This is a genomic window from Brevundimonas sp. (assembly GCF_035627055.1).
Classification (GTDB): Bacteria; Pseudomonadota; Alphaproteobacteria; order Caulobacterales; family Caulobacteraceae; genus Brevundimonas.
This window is the reverse complement of record NZ_DASPMM010000010.1, coordinates 102,057-120,585: the sequence shown is the minus strand read 5'-3', so window position 1 is coordinate 120,585 and position 18,529 is coordinate 102,057. Positions and strand designations below refer to the sequence as shown.

The following is an 18,529-nucleotide window of genomic DNA, read 5'->3' as shown; positions in this document are numbered from 1 at the left end:
CCGGGGTCAGGTCGCCATTCCGACGCCGCTCGCTTCGCCGACATACCGCTTCACCAGCGCCTCCACGATGCGGATGGCCGACCGCCCGTCGCCATAGGGAGAGGTGTCGACGATCATCGCTTCCCGCGCCTGCGCATCGTCGATCAGCCGGAGCGTGTTGTCGACGATCGAGGTCCGCTCCACGCCGATCAGCAAGGCGGCCCCGGCATGGACGCCTTCCGGCCGTTCCGTCTCCGTCCGAAGCACCAGGACGGGCGTCTTCAGGGTCGGAGCCTCTTCCTGGACTCCGCCTGAGTCCGAAAGCGCAAGCGAGGCTCCCGACAGGGCGGAGAGAAACTCCCGATAGTCCAGAGGGGCTCGCAGAAACACGTTGGGAAGGCCCTGAAGGCCCGCCTCGACGCGACCCTTTATCTGGGGATTTGGATGCACGGGCCAGACAAACCCGAAGCCGGGTCGCGCCAGGGCGACCTCGCGGATCGCGGCGATGATATCCTCGACCGGCCGGCCGAAATTTTCCCGCCGGTGGACGGTGATCAAGCCGAAGGAGTCGAAGCCCGGGAGAGTCAGCGGCTCGATCAGACCCCGGGCGGTCTCCACGGCGTCAATGACCGTATTGCCGGTCAGGAGAACGGCGGCTGGATCAACCCCCTCGCGCAACAGGGTGTCCTGCGCCAGCCGGGTCGGGGCGAAATGCAGGCTGGTGAGCTTCCCCGCCGCGACGCGATTGAACTCCTCCGGGAAGGGGCTGCGCAGATTGCCGCTGCGCAGGCCCGCCTCAACGTGCGCGAAGGGCACATCGCGATAGAAGGCGGCCAGGGCTGAAGCGAAGACGGTGGTCGTGTCCCCCTGCCCCACCACGCAGACGGGATCGCACTCGGAGATCACCCGGTCCACACCCACCAGGCAACGCGCGTTCAGCTCCGCAAGCGACTGGTTGGGCGTCATCAGGTCCAGGTCGTAGTCCGGAACGATCCCGAAGATGTCCAGGACCTGGTCGAGCATCTCCCGGTGCTGCGCCGTGACGGCGACCCGGTGAGGCACTCCACATTCACGCAGGCGGCGAACCACAGGGGCCATCTTGATGGCCTCGGGGCGCGTGCCGAAGACACAAAGGACCGGCTTCATAGAACGGCCGACACAGTTCGGGACAGGATGCCGCGCGTGTCCACGATACGGTCCTTGGCGGCGATCCGGTCGACGTTCTGCCGGAAGGGTGTGTGATCGACCAGAACGGCAACGGCGTCGGCCCGCGAAAGAGCGGTTTCCAGGTCGACCAGCTCAGCGCCCGCGGCGCGAATATGAGCCGGCAGTTGATTGATGTTCGGCTCGACCACCAACAACTCGACGCCGGGCAGTCGCGCGACCTCAAGGACAACATCGACCGCCGGGCTTTCGCGCAGGTCGTCGATGTCCGGCTTGAACGCCAGGCCGAGGCAGGCGACCACCGGTGAACGCAGGCCCTCGACCATGACGCGGATCTTTTCCACGACCCTGTGCGGCCGGCCGTCGTTGACCGCCCGAGCGGCCTGAATGACCGGCGTGTCGTCCGGCGCCGATTCAACGATGAACCACGGGTCGACGGCGATGCAGTGCCCTCCCACGCCAGGGCCGGGGTTCAGGATATTCACCCGCGGATGCCGGTTGGCCAGACGAATGACCTCCCAAACATCGACGCCCTGGCTGTCGCAAACGTTGGCCAGTTCGTTCGCATAGGCGATGTTGACGTCCCTGAACGCGTTTTCGGCGAGCTTGCAGAGTTCGGCTTCGCGGGCCCGGGTCGCCACCAGTTCGCCTTCGACGAACAGCGCGTAGAGGCCGGTCGCCAGTTCCGTGCACGCCTCGGTCATCCCGCCGATGGCGCGATCATTGGAGACCAGTTCCTGGATGACCTTGCCAGGGAGAACCCGCTCCGGACAGTAGGCGACGTGGACGTCCGGCCCGTCGACGCCAACCTTGGGAAACCGCAGATCGGGGCGCGCGGCGGCCATCCGCTGGTTGATGATGTCCGTGGTGCCCACCGGCGATGTCGACTCCAGCACCACCAGGTCGCCCGCTTTCAGGACCGGTGCGATGGCGTCCACCGCGCTGAGCACGGCGCGCATGTCCGACGCCTTGTCGGCGGTGATCGGCGTGGGCACAGCGATCAGGAAGGCGTCGGCGGTTTCCGGACGGGGGGCGGCCCGCAGCCGCCCAGACCCGACCGCGGCCTGAACCACCGCATCCAGACGCGGCTCAACGATATGGACGGCGCCCCGGTTCACCGAGTCGACCACGGATTCATTGATGTCGACGCCGACGACCTCCAGGCCACGTGACGCCATCAGAGCTGCGGTTGGCAAGCCGATATAGCCAAGACCAACGACACAGACCTTCTTAAACTTCATTGCCCCACTCCCGCGAGTCCGTCACGCCAAGGCCGGCCAACCCGCTGGAGTCCGCCCAGTCGAATTCCATCAATATGACGTCGCTCTACTGTCACCGCGAACCAATGCAGTCACATTGCTTCAGCCTTCGGCCAGCCAGGGCATGCGACGACCCGGTTCTTCCGATAGCAGATGCGGTCGTTCCTTGTGAACGGAAAATCATTGATCAGAAGGGCCGCTCTGGGAGGCGAGACCCTGCTCCCGGTCCGGCGAATCCGGCGCCGCGCCGGACCCGCCGGCGATGATGTCGGAATAGAAGTTCAGAAGCGTCCGCTTCTCCGCATCCCAGTTGTAGCGTGTCAAAACCCCGCGACGGCCGTTCTCGCCCATCCGCGTGCCCTCTTCACGATGCGTGGCAAGCCAGTCGATCGCGCCCGCAATGGCGACGGGGTCCATGGGGTCTACGCAGATGCCGCAGCCGCTTTCCTCGACGATCGTCCGCCACAGGGGGAAGTCGGACGCGATGACCGGCAGGCCAGCGGCCATGTATTCGAACATCTTGACCGGCAGCGACACCGTGTACGCCGTCGTGGGCTGGAGCGTCACCAGACCGGCCAGCGACGCTCCCAGGGTCTCTGCGACCCCGGCCCGGCTCAGGAAGCCGAGCTCATTGAATCGCGCCCAGCCGGGGTGAGCCACACACGCCGCACGAAGTTCCTGGGTCTCGAACGGACCCCCGAGGTTGATGCGCACAGGCGTGGAAAGGTGTCGGGCCGCCTCCAGCAGTTCCATGATGCCGCGGACCCGCGCGATCCCTCCGACGTAGCAGACGGCGTCCTGTTTCACCGACTGCCCGAGGGCGGGTCCGAACTCGCTGAGCAGAGGGTAGTTGTTCACCGCGACGCATCGGATGCCCATGCCGGCGAATTTCGCCTGGATGTGGGGCGTCGCGCCGATCACGCCGTCGAGTTTCCTGCAGGCGAAAGACTCGTAGGCGCTCATCGCGGCCGAGATCGCACCCCTCAGGATCGGGCTGATGTAGCTCTTGCTGCGGATCTGTTGGGGCACGTCCTCGTGCGAGTCGAAGATGACCCGACGCCCCTTGGCCTTGAGGCGCATTCCGATCGGGAGAAGCTCCGGGTCGTGGAGGTGATAGATGTCGCCGTCCAGTTGCAGCGCCTGCCGGAAGAGTCGCCCGGGGGCGCCGAGCACCCGCGCCAGGCGGCCGGGAGATCGTCCGACGTCGAGGATCCGGACGCCCTCAAGGGTGGCGTCGCCCAGACCGTCGGCGACGACCAGGGTTACCTGATGCCCATCCTCGGCGACCGTCCGGCACATCTTGTGAAAGACGCGCGTGTCGACACGCTGGTGAACGGACGTCAGGTGCACAATGTGCATTATCGCTCTTTCTTCTTTCGGCTCGACTGAAGCGGCCGTCTGGCCCGGCGGGCGCTAACGACGCGCCGCCGAGGTCGCGGCGAGGATTCGATCGGCCCATTCCGGGCGACAGATCAGGAGGTCCGGCAGGTAAGGGTCGGGGCGGTTGTACCTCAGCGGCGATCCGTCCGCGCGTGAGACATGCAGACCGCAGGCGCGCGCCACCGCCGCCGGCGCGCAGGAATCCCACTCATACTGCCCTCCGCTGTGCAGGTAGATCTCGGCCTCGCCCCTTACAACCGCCATGGCCTTTGCGCCCGCCGAACCCATCGGAACGAGGTCGGCGCCGATCGCCTCCGCGACGGCCACGCTGTCTGCGCCGGGCCGCGTGCGACTGACCAGCATGCGCGGCCGCGCCGGCGCCTCGCATGCAGGCGAAGGCGCGCGGGTACAGAGCACCAGGTCGAGGCCGGGCAAGGCGACGGCGCCGACCACGGCCTCGCCATCAATCGCGAGGCCGACGTGAACGGCCCAGTCCGTGCGCCCTTCGGAATACTCCCTCGTTCCATCCAGCGGATCGATGATCCAGGCCCGCGCACAGGAGAGACGCGCCGGATCCGCAGGGGCCTCCTCGGAGAGCAGGCCGTCCGCCGGTCGCGCCTCGGCCAGGGCGCGCAACAGAAAGGCGTGAGCGATCGCGTCCCCCGCCGCCCCGAGCGCCCTGCCCTCCAGGAGACCGGAGCGCTGAAGCACGGTCAGGAGCTCGCCCGCCGTGCGGGCCAGTTTTTCCGCGAGTTCCGCATCCGCTTCGAGGTCGAGGTCCGTCGCCGTGATCATCAGACAAGTCCCGCCATCTGCGCGAACTGGTATAGGGCGAGCCCGAGGACGAGCGCGCCGACGATCCAGGTGAGTCCGCGGGCGGGCAGCGCCTTGGTGATCCAGCCCGCCAGGGGCGCCGCGACCACGCCGCCAACGACCAGACCGCCCACGGCCCAGGCGTGGCCCTGGAGGCCCTCGGCGTTCCGCCAGTGGCCGGTGACAAGAGCGAAGAGGAAGGCGGAGGAGACGGCCACGGCGACGAAGAACTCGGCCGAGTTGGAGGTGCCGATCGCCTGCCGCGGCGGGGTTCCCGAACCGACCAGCAAGGTGGTCACGGTCGGACCCCACCCGCCTCCGCCCATGGCGTCCAACAAGCCGCCGACGAAGCCGAGCGGAACCGGAGCCCTGAACGGCGTTGTGCGCGGCCTCACGCCGCGCCAGGCCCGATGCAGGATGACCAGGCCCATGACGCCCAGCCAGGCGATCACATAGGGCTTGATCCGGGCGCCGTCGATCGAGGTGAGGATCGTGGCTCCCACCACGCCGCCGACGATGCCGGCAGCCGCCAACGGGACCAGGGCGCGGAAATCGACGTTGCGGTGCCCGACATGCGACAGCGCCGAGGCGGCGCCGGTGAAGACCTTGGACGCGTGGACGCTGGCCGACGAGGTGGCCGGCGGCACGCCGAGGCTGAGGAGGACCGTCGAACAGACGACGCCGTACGCCATGCCCAGGGCTCCGTCGACGATCTGGGCCGCGAAGCCTACCGCGGCGAACAGAAGGAAGTCTTCCATCAGCTCCCCCAGGACAATCGGCCGGTCGCAGCGTCAGCCATGCAGGCGCCCTGCGCGGCGCAAGGTCTCGACGATCTGCGAACAGGCGTCCTCGGGCGTCAGCCTGGACGTGTCGATATGGATGTCGGGATTTTCGGGCGGCTCGTACGGACTGTCGATGCCCGTGAAATTCTTCAGTTCGCCCCGTCGCGCCTTGCCGTAAAGACCCTTCACATCGCGCTGTTCAACGACCTCGAGCGGCGTGTCGACGAAGACCTCGAGGAACTCGCCCGGCGCCATCATCTCCCGCGCCATCCGCCGCTCGGCGCGGAACGGCGAGATGAAGGAGACGAGGACGATCAGGCCCGCGTCGGCCATCAGCCGCGCCACCTCGCTGACCCGCCGGATGTTTTCGACACGGTCGGCCTCGGTGAAGCCGAGATCCTTGTTGAGGCCATGGCGGACGTTGTCGCCGTCGAGGAGATAGGTGTGCCGCCCCTCGGCGAGAAGACGCTTTTCGACGAGGTTGGCGATCGTCGACTTGCCGGCGCCGGAAAGCCCCGTGAACCACAGCACCGCAGGGCTCTGCTGCTTCAGGGCCGCCCGGTTCGCCTTCGATACATCGAGGGTCTGCCAGTGAATGTTCTGGGACCGTCGAAGGGCGAAATGGATCATTCCCGCGCCGACCGTGGCGTTGGTGATCCGGTCGATCAGGATGAACCCGCCCATGGTGCGATTGTCGCGGTAGGCGTCGAAGGGAATCGCCTGGTCGACGGACAGATTGCAGACCGCGATCTCGTTGAGCTCCAGCGTCTTGCCGGCCAGGTGCTCCAGGGTGTTCACGTTGATCTTGTATTTGATGTCGGTGATCTGGGCCGAGACCAGCTTGGCGCCGATTTTCAGCCAGTAGGATCGTCCGGCGAGGAGCTCCTCCTCCGCCATCCAGACCACGGTGGTCTCGAACTGGTCCGCCGTTTCGGGCGGGGAGTCGGCGGCGGCGATGACGTCGCCCCGGGATATGTCGATCTCGTCCGCAAGGGTGAGCGTCACCGACAGGCCGGCTACAGCCTCCTCGAGATCGCCGTCCAGCGTCACGATCCGCCCGACGGTCGAGGTCCGGCCGGAGGGGAGCGCCCGCACGGGGTCTCCAGCCCTGATCCGCCCGGAGGCCACGCGGCCGGCGAACCCCCGGAAATTCAGGTCCGGGCGATTGACCCATTGCACCGGCATGCGGAACGGTTCGCCCTGCAGCCGGTCCTCGTCGATCTCGACGGTTTCCAGATGCTGCATCAGGGTCGGGCCTGAATACCAGGGCGAGTTGGCGCTGGCGGAGGTGATGTTGTCGCCTCTCAGCCCCGAGATCGGAATGCAGACGACATTTTCGATTCCGATCCTGGCGGCGAACGCCCTGTAGTCGGCCACAATGGCGTCGAACCGATCCTGCGACCAGTCGACGAGGTCCATCTTGTTGACGGCCAGGACTACGTGCCGGATGCCGATCAGGGACACCAGATAGCTGTGCCTGCGGGTCTGCGTCAGCACGCCCTTTCGGGCGTCGATCAGGACCACGGCGAGGTCGGCGGTCGAGGCCCCGGTGACCATGTTGCGGGTGTATTGTTCATGTCCGGGGGTGTCCGCGACGATGAATTTCCGCTGGTCGGTCGAGAAGAAGCGATAGGCGACATCAATGGTGATGCCCTGTTCACGCTCGGCGGCGAGGCCATCGACGAGAAGCGCGAAATCGAGGTCGCCGCCCTGGGTGCCGACCCGCTTCGAGTCGGCTTCCAGCGCCGACATCTGGTCGTCGAAGACCATCCGGGAGTCATACAGCAGTCGCCCGATCAGCGTGGACTTGCCGTCGTCGACGGATCCGCAGGTGATCAACCGCAACAGGCTCTTGTTCTGGTGCGCGGCCAGATAGGCGTCGATGTCGGTGGCGATGAGGTCCGAAACGTGGGCCATCAGAAATAACCCTCCTGCTTCTTCTTCTCCATCGAGGCGGCCTGGTCGTGGTCGATCATCCGGCCCTGACGTTCGGAGGTGGTGGCGAGCAGCATCTCCTGGACGATGGCGCCGAGGGTGTCCGCCTCGCTCTCGATCGCGCCGGAGAGCGGATAGCAGCCGAGCGTGCGAAAACGCACCTTCTTCATCATCGGGACCTCGCCGGGGCGCAGCCGCATGCGGTCGTCATCGACCATGATCAGCGTGCCGTCCCGATCGACCACCGGACGCTCCGCCGCGAAATACAGCGGCACGATCGGGATGTTTTCCAGCTGGATGTATTGCCACACGTCCAGTTCGGTCCAGTTCGAGATCGGGAAGACCCGGATCGATTCCCCCTTGTCGATACGCGTGTTGTAGAGCTGCCAGAGTTCCGGCCGCTGCTGTTTCGGATCCCAGCGGTGGGCCGCCGAGCGGAACGAGAACACCCGCTCCTTGGCGCGGCTCTTCTCCTCGTCGCGCCGCGCGCCCCCGAAGGCAGCGTCGAAGCCGTAGTGGTCCAGCGCCTGTTTTAGCCCCTGGGTCTTCCACATGTCGGTGTGAACCGACGAGCCGTGATCGAACGGATTGATCCCCCGGGCCTCGGCCTCGGGGTTCTTGTAGACCAGCAGGTTCATGCCGGTCTCGGCCGCCATGCGGTCCCGCAGGGCGTACATGTCGCGGAACTTCCAGGTGGTGTCGACGTGCATCAGCGGGAACGGCGGCTTGCCGGGATAGAAGGCCTTGCGGGCCAGGTGGAGCATGACCGCGGAGTCCTTGCCCACCGAGTACAGCATCACCGGCCGTTCGCATTCGGCCACCACCTCGCGGAAGATCTGGATGCTCTCGGCTTCCAGGAGCTGAAGATGCGTAAGGCGCTGTCGGCCCATGCCTGCTCCGACGCCTGCCCTGGCTGAACTCAACTTCCCCAACTCCCATCATCCCGACCGAGCGTCGCACCGGTGCGGGTGGACCCCCGTCGAACGCCGGACGTCCGACGACGCCGGCCAGCGAATTCTAGCGAGACCCCTGGTGGCCAGAGGCAAGGCCGGCAGCCAGACGCTCCCCGGTTTCCCGCAGAAGCTTGTCAATGCCCGGTTTGAGCTTTCCCGTCATCCCAAATGCGGGGAAATACCCGCCCGCCTCATAGCCGCCCTCCGCGATCATCCGGTCGACGGGGAGATAGCCGAACACATCGCCCTCGTAGCCGGCGACGAGGTCAGCCCCGGCGCCGATCAGAGGCGCGACCTCGGAGACCGGCTCACAACTCAGTGTGACGATCCGGCCGAGGCCGGGCAGAGAGACGCCCTTGCAGATCATGTCTTCGGTCGGGCATCGCCCCTCGACGAGACGGGCGATGGGGATCGCGACCTCCGTCGAGCCGATCCGGGCGCTCCCGATCGGCTCGTCGGCCTTGTCGGCTATCGCGGCGAGAACCTCGCGAGCGAGCGACCCTGACCAGGCCTCCCATTCAGGACGGCTGAAAGGACGGGGGCGCGGACCGTAGAGCGCGAGATCAAGGGCCTGCCGGACACCGGTTCCGCGGGCCCCCGTCCGCGGCCTCACATCCCCCATGCAGGTCGGCGCATAGAGGACCGCCAAGTCGGCGCCGAACGCCTCCCGAAGAGCCTGCCGAACCACCCCCGGGAACTCCGCCGAAACCGTGTTGCGGCCGGGAAAGCCCGTCGGGTGACAGGCGAACGCCCAGAGAACGGCCAACGGCCTTCCGGCGCTGGTCCAGGCCCAGACCCGGATGGAGCGGTCCGCAGGGCCGTCCGGATTGTCCGCCATGTAGACATCGCCGCGCTTCCGGCCGAGCACACGCGCCGCCGTCGGCCATGGCCAGCGGAGCCGTCTGTTGGTCGCGGCGAAACTTTCCCCCGTTCCCCGCCGAACCGCATTGCAACCGGTCGGCCGGGACATTCCGGCGAAGGCGGACGTCAGCGCCGAACACCAGTGCCCGAGCGCGGTTTCGTCGAGGTCGCCAAGCCTCGGCTTGAGGCGATCCAGCATGGGGGCGTAGTGCGTATGGGAGGCCAGGGTGATGACCTGATCCGGCTCGACGCCGAACGCCTCCTTCGCCGCCGATTCGATCGCGATCCTGAGCTCGCGCCCCACGAAGAGGAGGTCGAGCGACGCCAGGACGACGATCCGCTCGCCGTCCGAGAAAGCGACAATGTTGGCTTCCAGACGGCTGTGAACCTCGGTCGACTTCCGCGGCCCGATGGCGAAACCGCCCAGATCCGCGGCATGGTCGGGGGTCAGATCGACGACAGCGGAAGAGACGCTGAGCCCTACCATCGCCACCCCTGGGTGGAGCGCGCGCGCGTCCGGGCGTGAGCGCTCCCTTCGGAGCCCGCACGAGCCCCGGCGGCGCAGCTCCGCCGGTCCGGAACCCGGCCGGCGGGTCCGTGCCCGTGCAGGGTCATGACGGCGTCGGGCGGATTGCGGCTGACGGCGCCCCCGGCCGGAAGATGACCGCCCGGCGGAACGTCAGGTGCAGCAACATCACGAGCAGGAAGAAGAACAGGCGGTTGCCGACGATGTCGCCGCTGGTCAGGATCGCGCCCAGCAAGCCGATCGTGGTCGCGAACATGATGGACAGGATCTGGTCCTTGCCCGCCACGAGCGCCCCGATCGACCTGACCATGGGCCAGCCGAATATGAAGGCGAAGACCGCTGCGCCCACCAGACCAAGCTCCGACAGGACCTCGATGAAAACATTGTGCGGATGGCGGTAGTAGATCAGCGTGGATTCAGCGGCGAAGCGGCCCCACCCCGCGCCGATCACCGGGTTCTCGAACCAGATTCTCAGACCTTCCAGATAGAGCGGCAGGCGGCTGTTTTCGTACCCGCCGGTCACGGTCAGCCAGATACGCTGGACCCCGCGCGGCAGGCTCCAGATCGGAACGATGTCCGAAGCGATGAGAAAGTACGCCGCCCCTATGGCCACAGACAGGACGACGGCGCCGGCGAATATCCGCGCCCGGACCCGCCCGCGTGCAGCGGTCAGGGCGATCATCACCAGTCCGATCGCCAGCGCCAGCACGCCTTGCCGCCCGCCGCTCAGAAGCAGGGTGTACAGCCCGAGGATGGCGATGAGGAAATAGACGACCCGCCGTCTGGTGCGGTGGTCGTACACGAACATCCCCGCCGCGATGGTGGCGGACATGAAGGCGGCGCGGGACACCCATTGATATCCCTCCGCGCCGAGCAGCGCCCGTTCAGTGACGCGGTTTGATGCGAAGTCGAACAACGAGAACAGGATCGCGACGAAGGCGACCAGCATGCACGCCTTGCCGAAACGCCAAACCTTTTCCCGGCTGTCGACCAGGAAAATTCCTATGACGATCGAGTAGAGATTGAAGGCGAAATACAGGTAGAATTTTTCTTCGGCGCCGCCGAGGAAGATCGACGAGGCGCCGATGATGCCCGCCGCAAACAAGTGCACGAGCAGGTATTTGGCCTGGTAGACGAGCGGAGCCCCTGCCCGGGTGGCCAGCCTGCCGGCGGCCATGACCGTAACCAGAACCCAGGACACGACGGTCGGATCCGTGAGGGAGAAGACGAACCCCTCGGTGCCCTCCGTCTTGAACGCGCCCACGAAGAAGAAGAAGGCCAGGGCGCCTTCGAGACTGACGATGTCCCGAATGCCCAGCCGGAAGGCCTTTTCGTCGAATTCGCCGGGAGGGGCGAGCCGCCTTTGCGGTTGCACGATCGACATCATCCGCCTCCGCCCGCCCCACCGAACCGCTCAACGAAGCGGCGGAACTGCGCCTGGTCTGACTCCGACCAGGCCGTCATGGGGCCCGGGTCAGGACCGCGCAGTTGTTCGTTGGCCTTGTGACTCTGCAGCCGGGCGATCGCCTCCGGCGACGGGGCCTGCAGCCCGCAGAACCGGACGAGGTCGGCGGTCGCGGCCGGGTCTGAATAGAGCTCGGAAGACCGCACGGCGGTGAACCGCTCGGGGCGGGCAAGGCTCCGTCGAAACGCGTCGATGTACAGGTTGGTCTCGGACCACAGCCAGGCGCAGCGACCGATGGCCGAAAGCGTGGGCCAATCCGCCGCATCGCGGCCCGCCGTCGGGACGATCCGGCCCAGGTCGGTCGGAACGCCGGAGTAGTATTCGCGCCTCACGCCGCTGCGGACGAACGCCTCCGCATCCCGTACGAGATGGATGAATCTCGCGTTCGGCATCAGCGCGGCGATGGCGGGGGCGAAGAAGGTGATGCGGTTGTTCGTCTCGATATAGCGGCGCCGGCGGATGTGGCTCTCGAGCAGTATCTCGAATCGGCCGGCGAGAATCATTTTCTGAATGACATCGTCGGCGTCGCCCTGCCGCGCGAGGCCGTATGCGACCTTCGAAGCATAGGCCAGTTCTGGCTCCGGCCGGTGAACCGGCAGGGTTCCAGGCACAAGCTCGAACAGGTGCGTCAGGAGCTCGGTCCCGCACCGCCCGGTCGAGAGAACGAACACCGCCTCCTGCTCAAGCACCGCTTCCGGGGTCGGGGTGTGATCCATCCCGGCGCGCCGCTCCGCGTGCCGGCGGACGGCGTCCCGGTTCAGCAGCAGGAGTTTTTTCGCAAGTCGCAGCATTGGGATCTGACCGTCCTGATCTCAGCGCCAGAGAAGGCCGGCCACATAGTTGCGATAAACGCGGAGATGGCGACGCGCGGCGGATGGGCGGAACTCGCGAAGCGCCCCACAGGCGTGCTTGAGCCGCGCGCCTGGCGACCGGGCGAGGCGAAGCTTCATGATCTCGATTTGCGCCCGACGCACGTGAAGCTGGGCTTCCGTCCGCAGCGCGCGGTTCTTCTCCAGTTCCCGCTCGCAGCCGACCAGCCAGCGCGCGGACCCGCTGATCCGGGGCTGGCCATGCTGCGTAAACTGCACCACCAGGTTCTCGGCCAGATAGCAGGCAGGGCCCCACCGCGCGATCATGTTGGCCGTCAGGTCGATGCCGGTCGCTCCCGGAAGGTCCGGATCAAAACCGCCGATGGCCTGCAGTTGCTCACGGAAGCAGATGAATTTGGACGGACTGAAGCCGCGGTTGTCCCAATAGATGTCTTCCAGGGTCTGGGGCACGACGACCGGCGGTCCGGTGAACACCGCCTCGTCCGCAAGGGCGTTCCGCCCCGCGAGACACCCGACGAGAGAATAGGCGCCCAGCGACGGCAGTTGCCGTTCCAGCTTCTGGGGCGCCCAGTAGTCGTCGTCATCAAGGAAGGCGAGCACCTCGCCCCTGGCCGCCTCCATCCCGATGTTGCGCGCGGCGTTCTGCAGGGCCTCGGGATTGCGCAAGGAGCGGATTCTTGGGTCTTCGGCGGCCATCGCCGCGACCACGTCGGGCGTGTCGTCGGTCGACGCATCGTCAACGATGATGATCTCCAGCTCGCGGTGAGTCTGGGCGCGCACGCTGCCCACCGCGCGCGGGAGCATCCCGGCGCGGTTCCGCGTCGGGATGATTACCGATACCAGACGTCGCGCGGGCATCACGCTCGCCGCTGGGGCGCGAAGAGGTAGTGCGACTGACGGTGGACGTCTTCCGCCTCGCCGGCGGCAGGCTTGCGGAGCAGCACACCCTCGTAGCCCGCCTTTCGCATCAACGCCTTGAGGCCGTCGAACGAGTCGCCGTATCGCTGCATGAAGTGTTCGTGGACCTCGATCACGATCCGGGGCTGATGGCGCGCCAGCATGTCGCCGAGACCGCTGAGAATCTTGAACTCGTATCCCTCGGCGTCGATCTTGATCAGATCGGGAGGCGCGATTTCGCCCCGGCTGATCAGACTGTCGAGTCGCGCGACAGGCGTGGTGATCGCCTTGCCTTCCCCGGCCACGGCGACGTGGTGTCCGGATACGCCGGCGAGGGAGAGCTGGACCTCGCCGTCGGCGTCGCCAAGGCAGATCCGCTTGACCTCGATATTGGCGAAGCCGTTCGCCCGCGCGCTGCGCTCGACGAGCTGGGTGAGGTGGGGTTCCGGCTCGAAGGCGATGATCTCCGCCCTGGGGTTCACCTTCGCCGCCATCAACGAATAGATGCCCACGTTGGCGCCGATGTCGTAGACGACCGTCGCCTTTCGCGCCTCCTCGAGGAAGGTGTCGGTGAACTCACGTTCGTAGCGCCAAAGACGCCGCACGCCGCGGAAATGATCGAGATCATCGAAGCAGATGATCACCGACTGGTGGTCCGGCGCCCCGCAATCGAGCATCACGCGCCCACCCGTCCGGGCCCGCAGCCCGAGCGTCCAGATCTGGCGGGCAAGACGCCGCACGCCTGGAGGAGCGCCCCGGAAGGCCGCCCTGAGTTGCCGCCCTAACGGGCTTCTCTGCGATGAGGCCTGTGTTGACATATCCCCGTCCGGTTAGAAGGTGCGTCTTGCCCTAATGACATAGAAGCAAATCAACGCATAGATGAAATAATTGCCAAACGATACAACAGAGTAGGTCGCAATCGCCAGCTCAGGATTGCGCAGGGGCAATACAATCAGAAGCGCCAACAATGTCGATGCGGCAGTCCACAGGGTCCAGGCGAACAACAGCCCCTGCCGATTGTATGATTGAAGAACGTTGGCGGTCGGCCCAACCATAAATTCGGCGATTATCAATGGAAGGAGAAGCTTCGCATAGTGGCCCGCCTCTCTCCACTCTTCACCAAAAGCGAAGGCAAACAACGGCGGCCCGAACAGTATTATAATGACCGAAACCGGCACCGAGAGTGCAAACAACCCGGCGAGGCTCTTGACATAAAGCCTTCCTGCCCGATCGTTCTCGAACCGCAGTTGTGTAAATCTGCTGAAGAATACGTGACCCACAGCTTCGGACACGAAGCTCAGAGGGCCCCGAAGCACCCGGACGCAGAGGGCGTAGTGGCCGAGAACGCTCGCGCCGAGGACGGGAAAGGCCAGGGCTGGCAATTGCTTGCTGGTCTGGTTCACGAAGCCTGACGGGACCGAGTAGGCGGGCAGGCGCCAGTAGCGTCTCGCCACGGCGAGCATTTGCCGCCGGCTCGATTTCAGGCCGGCGCGCAAGCCCTGGAAGTCCGTCAGCAGAAAAATCGGCGTCGCCAGGAGGCGTCCGAGCGCCTGGCCCATGACAAGCCCGAACAGTCCCCAGGCAGGGATGGCTAGGCCAATGCCGATCTGCAACAGGACGATGAGCGCGGACCCGGCGAAACTGGCCCAGCCGAGAATGTCGAACCGGGCCCGGCGCACCGACCATTTCGCGCCGATGTCGGTCAGGCCCAGCGCGATGGCTCCGAGCACAGTCCAGACCAGGACGTCCGGCGTCAGATACTCGCCGCCCGCCCAGGCGGCGGCATGGCCAAACGCCATCCAGACTCCCGCCGCGATCAGTAGACACGCCAGGAAACCCAGCGTCACCCACAAGGACAGGGCGGTGGCCGCGGCCGATTCCTCGTCGGAGTCGGCTGTGACGATGGCGAAGCTGTAGCGCCCGGACGCCGCCACCGCGGCCCAGATGCTGACCGCGGACGAGACCGCATAGATCGCGAACGCGGCCGGTCCATACAGCCGGGTCAAGACAGGCACCGCCGCCAGAAGGGTCAGCTGACCCAGGGCGGACGCGCTCATCAGCTTCGCGACCGAACGGAGAAAGCTGCTGCGCTGCAATCTCCCCGCCGCAACCACTCCGTTACGCCAGGCAGCGGCCAGCCGACCGGGCGCGCCCATTTACTCCGCCCGCCTCTTGAACGGAGCAGGCGTCACGCGAGGACGACCCGGTCCATGTTCCGCGTGACCCCCCGCGTGGCGTTGCGCGAGTCCACCACCAGGGGGATCTGATCCACCAGCTGCTGATAGTCGACGTTGTCGTGGTCAGTGCAGATCAGCGCCGCATCGAAACCGGCCAGCGTTTCCGCGCTCCAATCGATGCCCCGCCGGTCCGCCAGGGCGGCGTGCTCGCGGGTCCGGGGGATGACGGGGATGTGGGGGTCGAAATATTCGACCTGCGCGCCCATCGCCTCCAATTCCTCGAGGATCTTCAGCGACGGGCTTTCGCGCATGTCGTCGACGTTCTTCTTGTAGGCGAGACCGAGGAGCAGGATGCGCGACCCGGCGAGGCTCTTTCTCAAACGGCTGCCCATGGCGAGCAGCAGGGCGTTCAGCACCTCGCGCGGGGCGTCCGCGTTGACCTCGCCGGCCAGTTCGATGAACCGGGTGGGAACCTCGAACTCCCGCGCCTTCCAGGTGAGGTAGAAGGGATCGATCGGGATACAGTGTCCGCCGAGGCCCGGCCCCGGATAGAACGCCTGGAAGCCGAAGGGCTTGGACTTGGCGGCGTCGATCACCTCCCAGATGTTGATGCCCATCTTGCCGTAGATGAGCTTCAGTTCGTTCACCAGGGCGATGTTGACGGCGCGATAGATGTTCTCGGTGAGCTTCACGGCCTCGGCCGTGCGTGTCGAGGAGACCGGAACGATGCGTTCGACGATCGCTCCGTAGATCAGTTCGGCGCCGCGCCGCGAATGGTCGTCGTCGGCGCCGACGACCCGTGGGATCGTGGACGTCTCGAAGTTCGGATTGCCCGGGTCTTCCCGTTCGGGGGAGTAGGCGAGCAGAAACTCCACGCCCGCGGCGAGGCCGGTGGTCTCCAGGATCGGTTTGACGACCTCGTCCGTCGTTCCAGGCCAGGTCGTGGACTCGAGGACGACGATCTGACCTGGCCGCAGGACGGTCGCGATCATCTCCGCGGTGGCCACCACATAGGAAAGGTCCGGGTTCCGGTGGCGGTCGATCGGCGTGGGAACGCAGATGATCAAGGCGTCCGCCTCGCGAAGCCTCTGAACGTCGGAGGTCGCGCTGAAACGGCCATCCGCGCGCATGCCTTCCACCACCGGGTCCGGAACGGTGCCGACGGGACTCCGGCCCGCCATCAGCTGCGAAATCTTGCTCTCGTCGACATCGAAGCCAATCACCCGGAAACCGGCGCGGTGGGCGGCGGCGGACAGCGGCAGGCCGACATAGCCCAGGCCGATGATCCCGAGCAGGGCGTCGCGGCCTTCCAGCCGGGACAGCAGGTCATCGACGGCCTGATGGACCGTTCCGGTTTTAGCGCGGTCGAGAGTATCGGTCATAAATCAGAATTCCGCTCAGGCCTGGACGAGCGCGTAGGCGCCGGCCACCGCTTCGCACACAGGGTCGTTTTCCGCTGGGGTCGCATGGAGATGCGCAGGCAAGCTCTGGACGCCGCGCGAGTGCGTGTCGAGAGGCGCCCGAAGGGGTGCATGCCGGGTTTCCAACTCGTCGAAGTGCATCAAGGCCCCTGTTAGCGGATACGGCGAAGGTGCGACAGGAAGCGATCGTGGGGAACCGCGAAATTGCCGGTGACCACGGCGCCCGCCGGCACGTCGCGGGTCACCACTGCACCGAGGCTGACCTTGGCCTTTTCCCCGATCCGGGCTCCATTCACGATAACCGCCGACGGACCGATATAGGCGCCGTCGCCGATCTCGACGCGGCCCAGGATGTTGGCGTGGGCGCAGATCTGCACCCGACGGCCGATCTGAACATCATGGGCGATATAGACCAGATTGTCGGCGAGGGTTTCTTCGCCCAGCGTGGTCTCGCCGCCGAACAGGGCCCGCGCCACGCAGACATTGGACAGCAGTTCCACCCAAGGCCTCAACCGCACGCCTCCCAGCTGGGGAATGATGCGCTGACGACCGCCGATCAGGCCCGAATTGAAGCCCGGCACCCCCAGGCTTACGCCGGGGTGAAGGACGCAGTTTTCCTCCACCGAAACCCCCGGCGCCAGGGTCACATGGGCGCCGATGCGGACGTTTGCGCCGATCTCGACGCCGTGGTCAGCGATGCGGGCCGACGAATCGATGACCGCACTCGAGTCGATTTTGTTCGGCCGCGCCCGCATGGCCGCTTCGTGCAGTTTCGCCAGACAGGCGTGCAGTTCGGCATGGGCGACATCGGGCTGTTCGGCGAGAGCGACAGCGAAACGCGCATCCAGGGCCTCGGCGATCCCGGCGGTGGTGATGACGGCGGCGACCCGCGGGTTGGAATTCACCTCGTCGGCGTATTTTGCGGCGCGCAACGGCACGCATAGCCCGGTCAGCGGCGTGGACAGCTTGCCTGTGAGCTCGAACGCGCCGTCGCGAAGGACCGTGAAGCCCGCCGCCTCTGCAAACTGGGAAAGGCGATGAGTCATGCGTCCCTTTCAGCCGCGGCCTCGGCCCGCCGAAGGAGCCGCAGAACCGGAATGGCCTCGGCCGGCCCGGTCCGCGTCTCCGCCTTGCCGACCGCCGCGTTGAGGAAGACGCCCAGTTCGGCCTCCAGCGGCTCGTCACCGGGGAAATCAACCGGCTCGCCGTCGCCCTTTACGAACCGGGGAGCCCCACCCGACGCATCGACATAATTCCGGTAGAGGACGAGCTTGCGGGACCGATCCGTGGCGGTGTCCTCGAACACGAGAGCCCCCCTGGTCCCGAGCACGGTGAGCTTATGCTCCTTGTAGGGGGAAAGCCACGAGACGTTGACCTGGGCCGTTGGCCCGTTTTCAAAGCGCATCTGGACGAAATACTGGTCCGGGATAGCCGGATTGACGACCTTGACGGGCAAGGTCGAAACGGCGGTCGGCTCTTCTCCGGTCAGGGCCAGAACCATGGAGAAGTCGTGGGGCGCCATGCTCCACAAGGCATTTTCCTCGGTCCGGATGGCGCCCGGATTCAACCGGTGCGAAGTGATGTGCCGCAACTCGCCGATCGCTCCCTCGGCGACCAGTCGCTTGAGGGTGACGAAGGCCGGATGATACTGAAGCAAATGGCCGACCATCAAGGTCAGGCCCTTTTCGGCAGCCACCGTGGCCGCGTGTTCGGCGTCGCCGAGTTCGAGCGCCAGAGGCTTTTCGACAAAGACCGGCTTGCCGGCCTCGAGGGCCATCAGGATCAGCCGGGCGTGGTCGACCGCGGGGGCGGCGATGGCGATGGCGTCGATGCCTTCGGCGAAGGCTTCGTCGAGATCTGAGGTCACCCGCACCCCCAGTTCTGCAGCGTAGGCCGCAAGAGCGTCAGCGGCCGGATCGACGATCACCTCCAGGGCGCCCAGGCGCGACAGCACGCGGGCGATATTGCGGCCCCACCGGCCGCAACCGATGAGAGCCGTGCGTGGCGGAGCGTCCGAGGCCCGGGGAGCGGGCTCGCCATGAGAAGGATTCATCGGACTAGTCTCTGTTCGTGAAGGACCGGCGCCG

Annotated in this window: 16 protein-coding genes; all 16 read right to left on the bottom strand. The window is 66.3% G+C overall.

Annotated features, from left to right (window positions below; all coding sequences use genetic code 11):
* Nucleotides 1-6: 6 nt before the first annotated feature.
* The 16 genes from wecB to VEA98_RS04205 all read right to left on the bottom strand — a co-directional run bounded on the left by wecB (nt 7) and on the right by VEA98_RS04205 (nt 18,495).
* The gene (gene wecB / locus VEA98_RS04280; RefSeq protein WP_324811239.1) at nt 7-1,125 is read right to left on the bottom strand and encodes a non-hydrolyzing UDP-N-acetylglucosamine 2-epimerase; all 1,119 of its coding nucleotides are present in this window, start codon (nt 1,123-1,125) and stop codon (nt 7-9) included.
* Nucleotides 1,122-2,384, bottom strand: coding sequence for a UDP-N-acetyl-D-mannosamine dehydrogenase (wecC, locus tag VEA98_RS04275; protein WP_324811238.1), 1,263 nt, complete (start codon nt 2,382-2,384; stop codon nt 1,122-1,124). The genes wecB and wecC overlap by 4 nt, the downstream gene beginning before the upstream one ends.
* A 198-nt stretch (nt 2,385-2,582) precedes the next feature.
* Complete coding sequence (locus VEA98_RS04270; RefSeq protein ID WP_324811237.1) at nt 2,583-3,752, bottom strand: glycosyltransferase family 4 protein; 1,170 nt, start codon at nt 3,750-3,752, stop codon at nt 2,583-2,585.
* A gap of 63 nt (nt 3,753-3,815) precedes the next feature.
* Nucleotides 3,816-4,577 carry a 3'(2'),5'-bisphosphate nucleotidase CysQ gene (locus VEA98_RS04265; RefSeq protein WP_324811236.1) on the bottom strand — a complete coding sequence of 254 codons (762 nt, stop codon included), beginning with the start codon at nt 4,575-4,577 and terminating at the stop codon, nt 3,816-3,818.
* Nucleotides 4,577-5,353 carry a sulfite exporter TauE/SafE family protein gene (locus VEA98_RS04260; protein ID WP_324811235.1) on the bottom strand — a complete coding sequence of 259 codons (777 nt, stop codon included), beginning with the start codon at nt 5,351-5,353 and terminating at the stop codon, nt 4,577-4,579. The genes VEA98_RS04265 and VEA98_RS04260 overlap by 1 nt, the downstream gene beginning before the upstream one ends.
* A gap of 33 nt (nt 5,354-5,386) precedes the next feature.
* On the bottom strand, nt 5,387-7,294 hold the full coding sequence (cysN, locus tag VEA98_RS04255) for a sulfate adenylyltransferase subunit CysN (RefSeq protein WP_324811234.1): 1,908 nt from the start codon (nt 7,292-7,294) through the stop codon (nt 5,387-5,389).
* Nucleotides 7,294-8,202 (bottom strand): sulfate adenylyltransferase subunit CysD, encoded by a 909-nt coding sequence (cysD, locus tag VEA98_RS04250; RefSeq protein WP_414642138.1) that lies wholly within the window; start codon nt 8,200-8,202, stop codon nt 7,294-7,296. Before cysD ends, cysN begins: the two co-directional genes overlap by 1 nt.
* A gap of 127 nt (nt 8,203-8,329) precedes the next feature.
* Entirely contained in the window at nt 8,330-9,613 is a 1,284-nt protein-coding gene (locus VEA98_RS04245) for a hypothetical protein (protein WP_324811232.1), read from the bottom strand.
* Nucleotides 9,614-9,737: 124 nt separating this feature from the next.
* Nucleotides 9,738-11,036 carry an O-antigen ligase family protein gene (locus VEA98_RS04240; RefSeq protein WP_324811231.1) on the bottom strand — a complete coding sequence of 433 codons (1,299 nt, stop codon included), beginning with the start codon at nt 11,034-11,036 and terminating at the stop codon, nt 9,738-9,740.
* The gene (locus VEA98_RS04235; protein ID WP_324811230.1) at nt 11,036-11,806 is read right to left on the bottom strand and encodes a sulfotransferase; all 771 of its coding nucleotides are present in this window, start codon (nt 11,804-11,806) and stop codon (nt 11,036-11,038) included. Before VEA98_RS04235 ends, VEA98_RS04240 begins: the two co-directional genes overlap by 1 nt.
* A 123-nt stretch (nt 11,807-11,929) precedes the next feature.
* The gene (locus tag VEA98_RS04230) at nt 11,930-12,805 is read right to left on the bottom strand and encodes a glycosyltransferase family 2 protein (protein ID WP_324811229.1); all 876 of its coding nucleotides are present in this window, start codon (nt 12,803-12,805) and stop codon (nt 11,930-11,932) included.
* Nucleotides 12,805-13,662, bottom strand: coding sequence for an FkbM family methyltransferase (locus tag VEA98_RS04225; protein WP_324811228.1), 858 nt, complete (start codon nt 13,660-13,662; stop codon nt 12,805-12,807). Before VEA98_RS04225 ends, VEA98_RS04230 begins: the two co-directional genes overlap by 1 nt.
* A 12-nt stretch (nt 13,663-13,674) precedes the next feature.
* Entirely contained in the window at nt 13,675-15,000 is a 1,326-nt protein-coding gene (locus VEA98_RS04220; RefSeq protein ID WP_324811227.1) for an oligosaccharide flippase family protein, read from the bottom strand.
* Nucleotides 15,001-15,032: 32 nt separating this feature from the next.
* Nucleotides 15,033-16,403 carry a nucleotide sugar dehydrogenase gene (locus VEA98_RS04215; protein ID WP_324811226.1) on the bottom strand — a complete coding sequence of 457 codons (1,371 nt, stop codon included), beginning with the start codon at nt 16,401-16,403 and terminating at the stop codon, nt 15,033-15,035.
* Between the two features lie 191 nt (nt 16,404-16,594).
* Nucleotides 16,595-17,488, bottom strand: a complete 894-nt coding sequence (locus tag VEA98_RS04210) for a DapH/DapD/GlmU-related protein (RefSeq protein ID WP_324811225.1) — start codon at nt 17,486-17,488, stop codon at nt 16,595-16,597.
* Nucleotides 17,485-18,495: a Gfo/Idh/MocA family oxidoreductase gene (locus VEA98_RS04205; RefSeq protein ID WP_324811224.1), complete on the bottom strand. Its 1,011-nt coding sequence runs from the start codon at nt 18,493-18,495 to the stop codon at nt 17,485-17,487. The genes VEA98_RS04210 and VEA98_RS04205 overlap by 4 nt, the downstream gene beginning before the upstream one ends.
* Between the last annotated feature and the right edge of the window lie 34 nt (nt 18,496-18,529).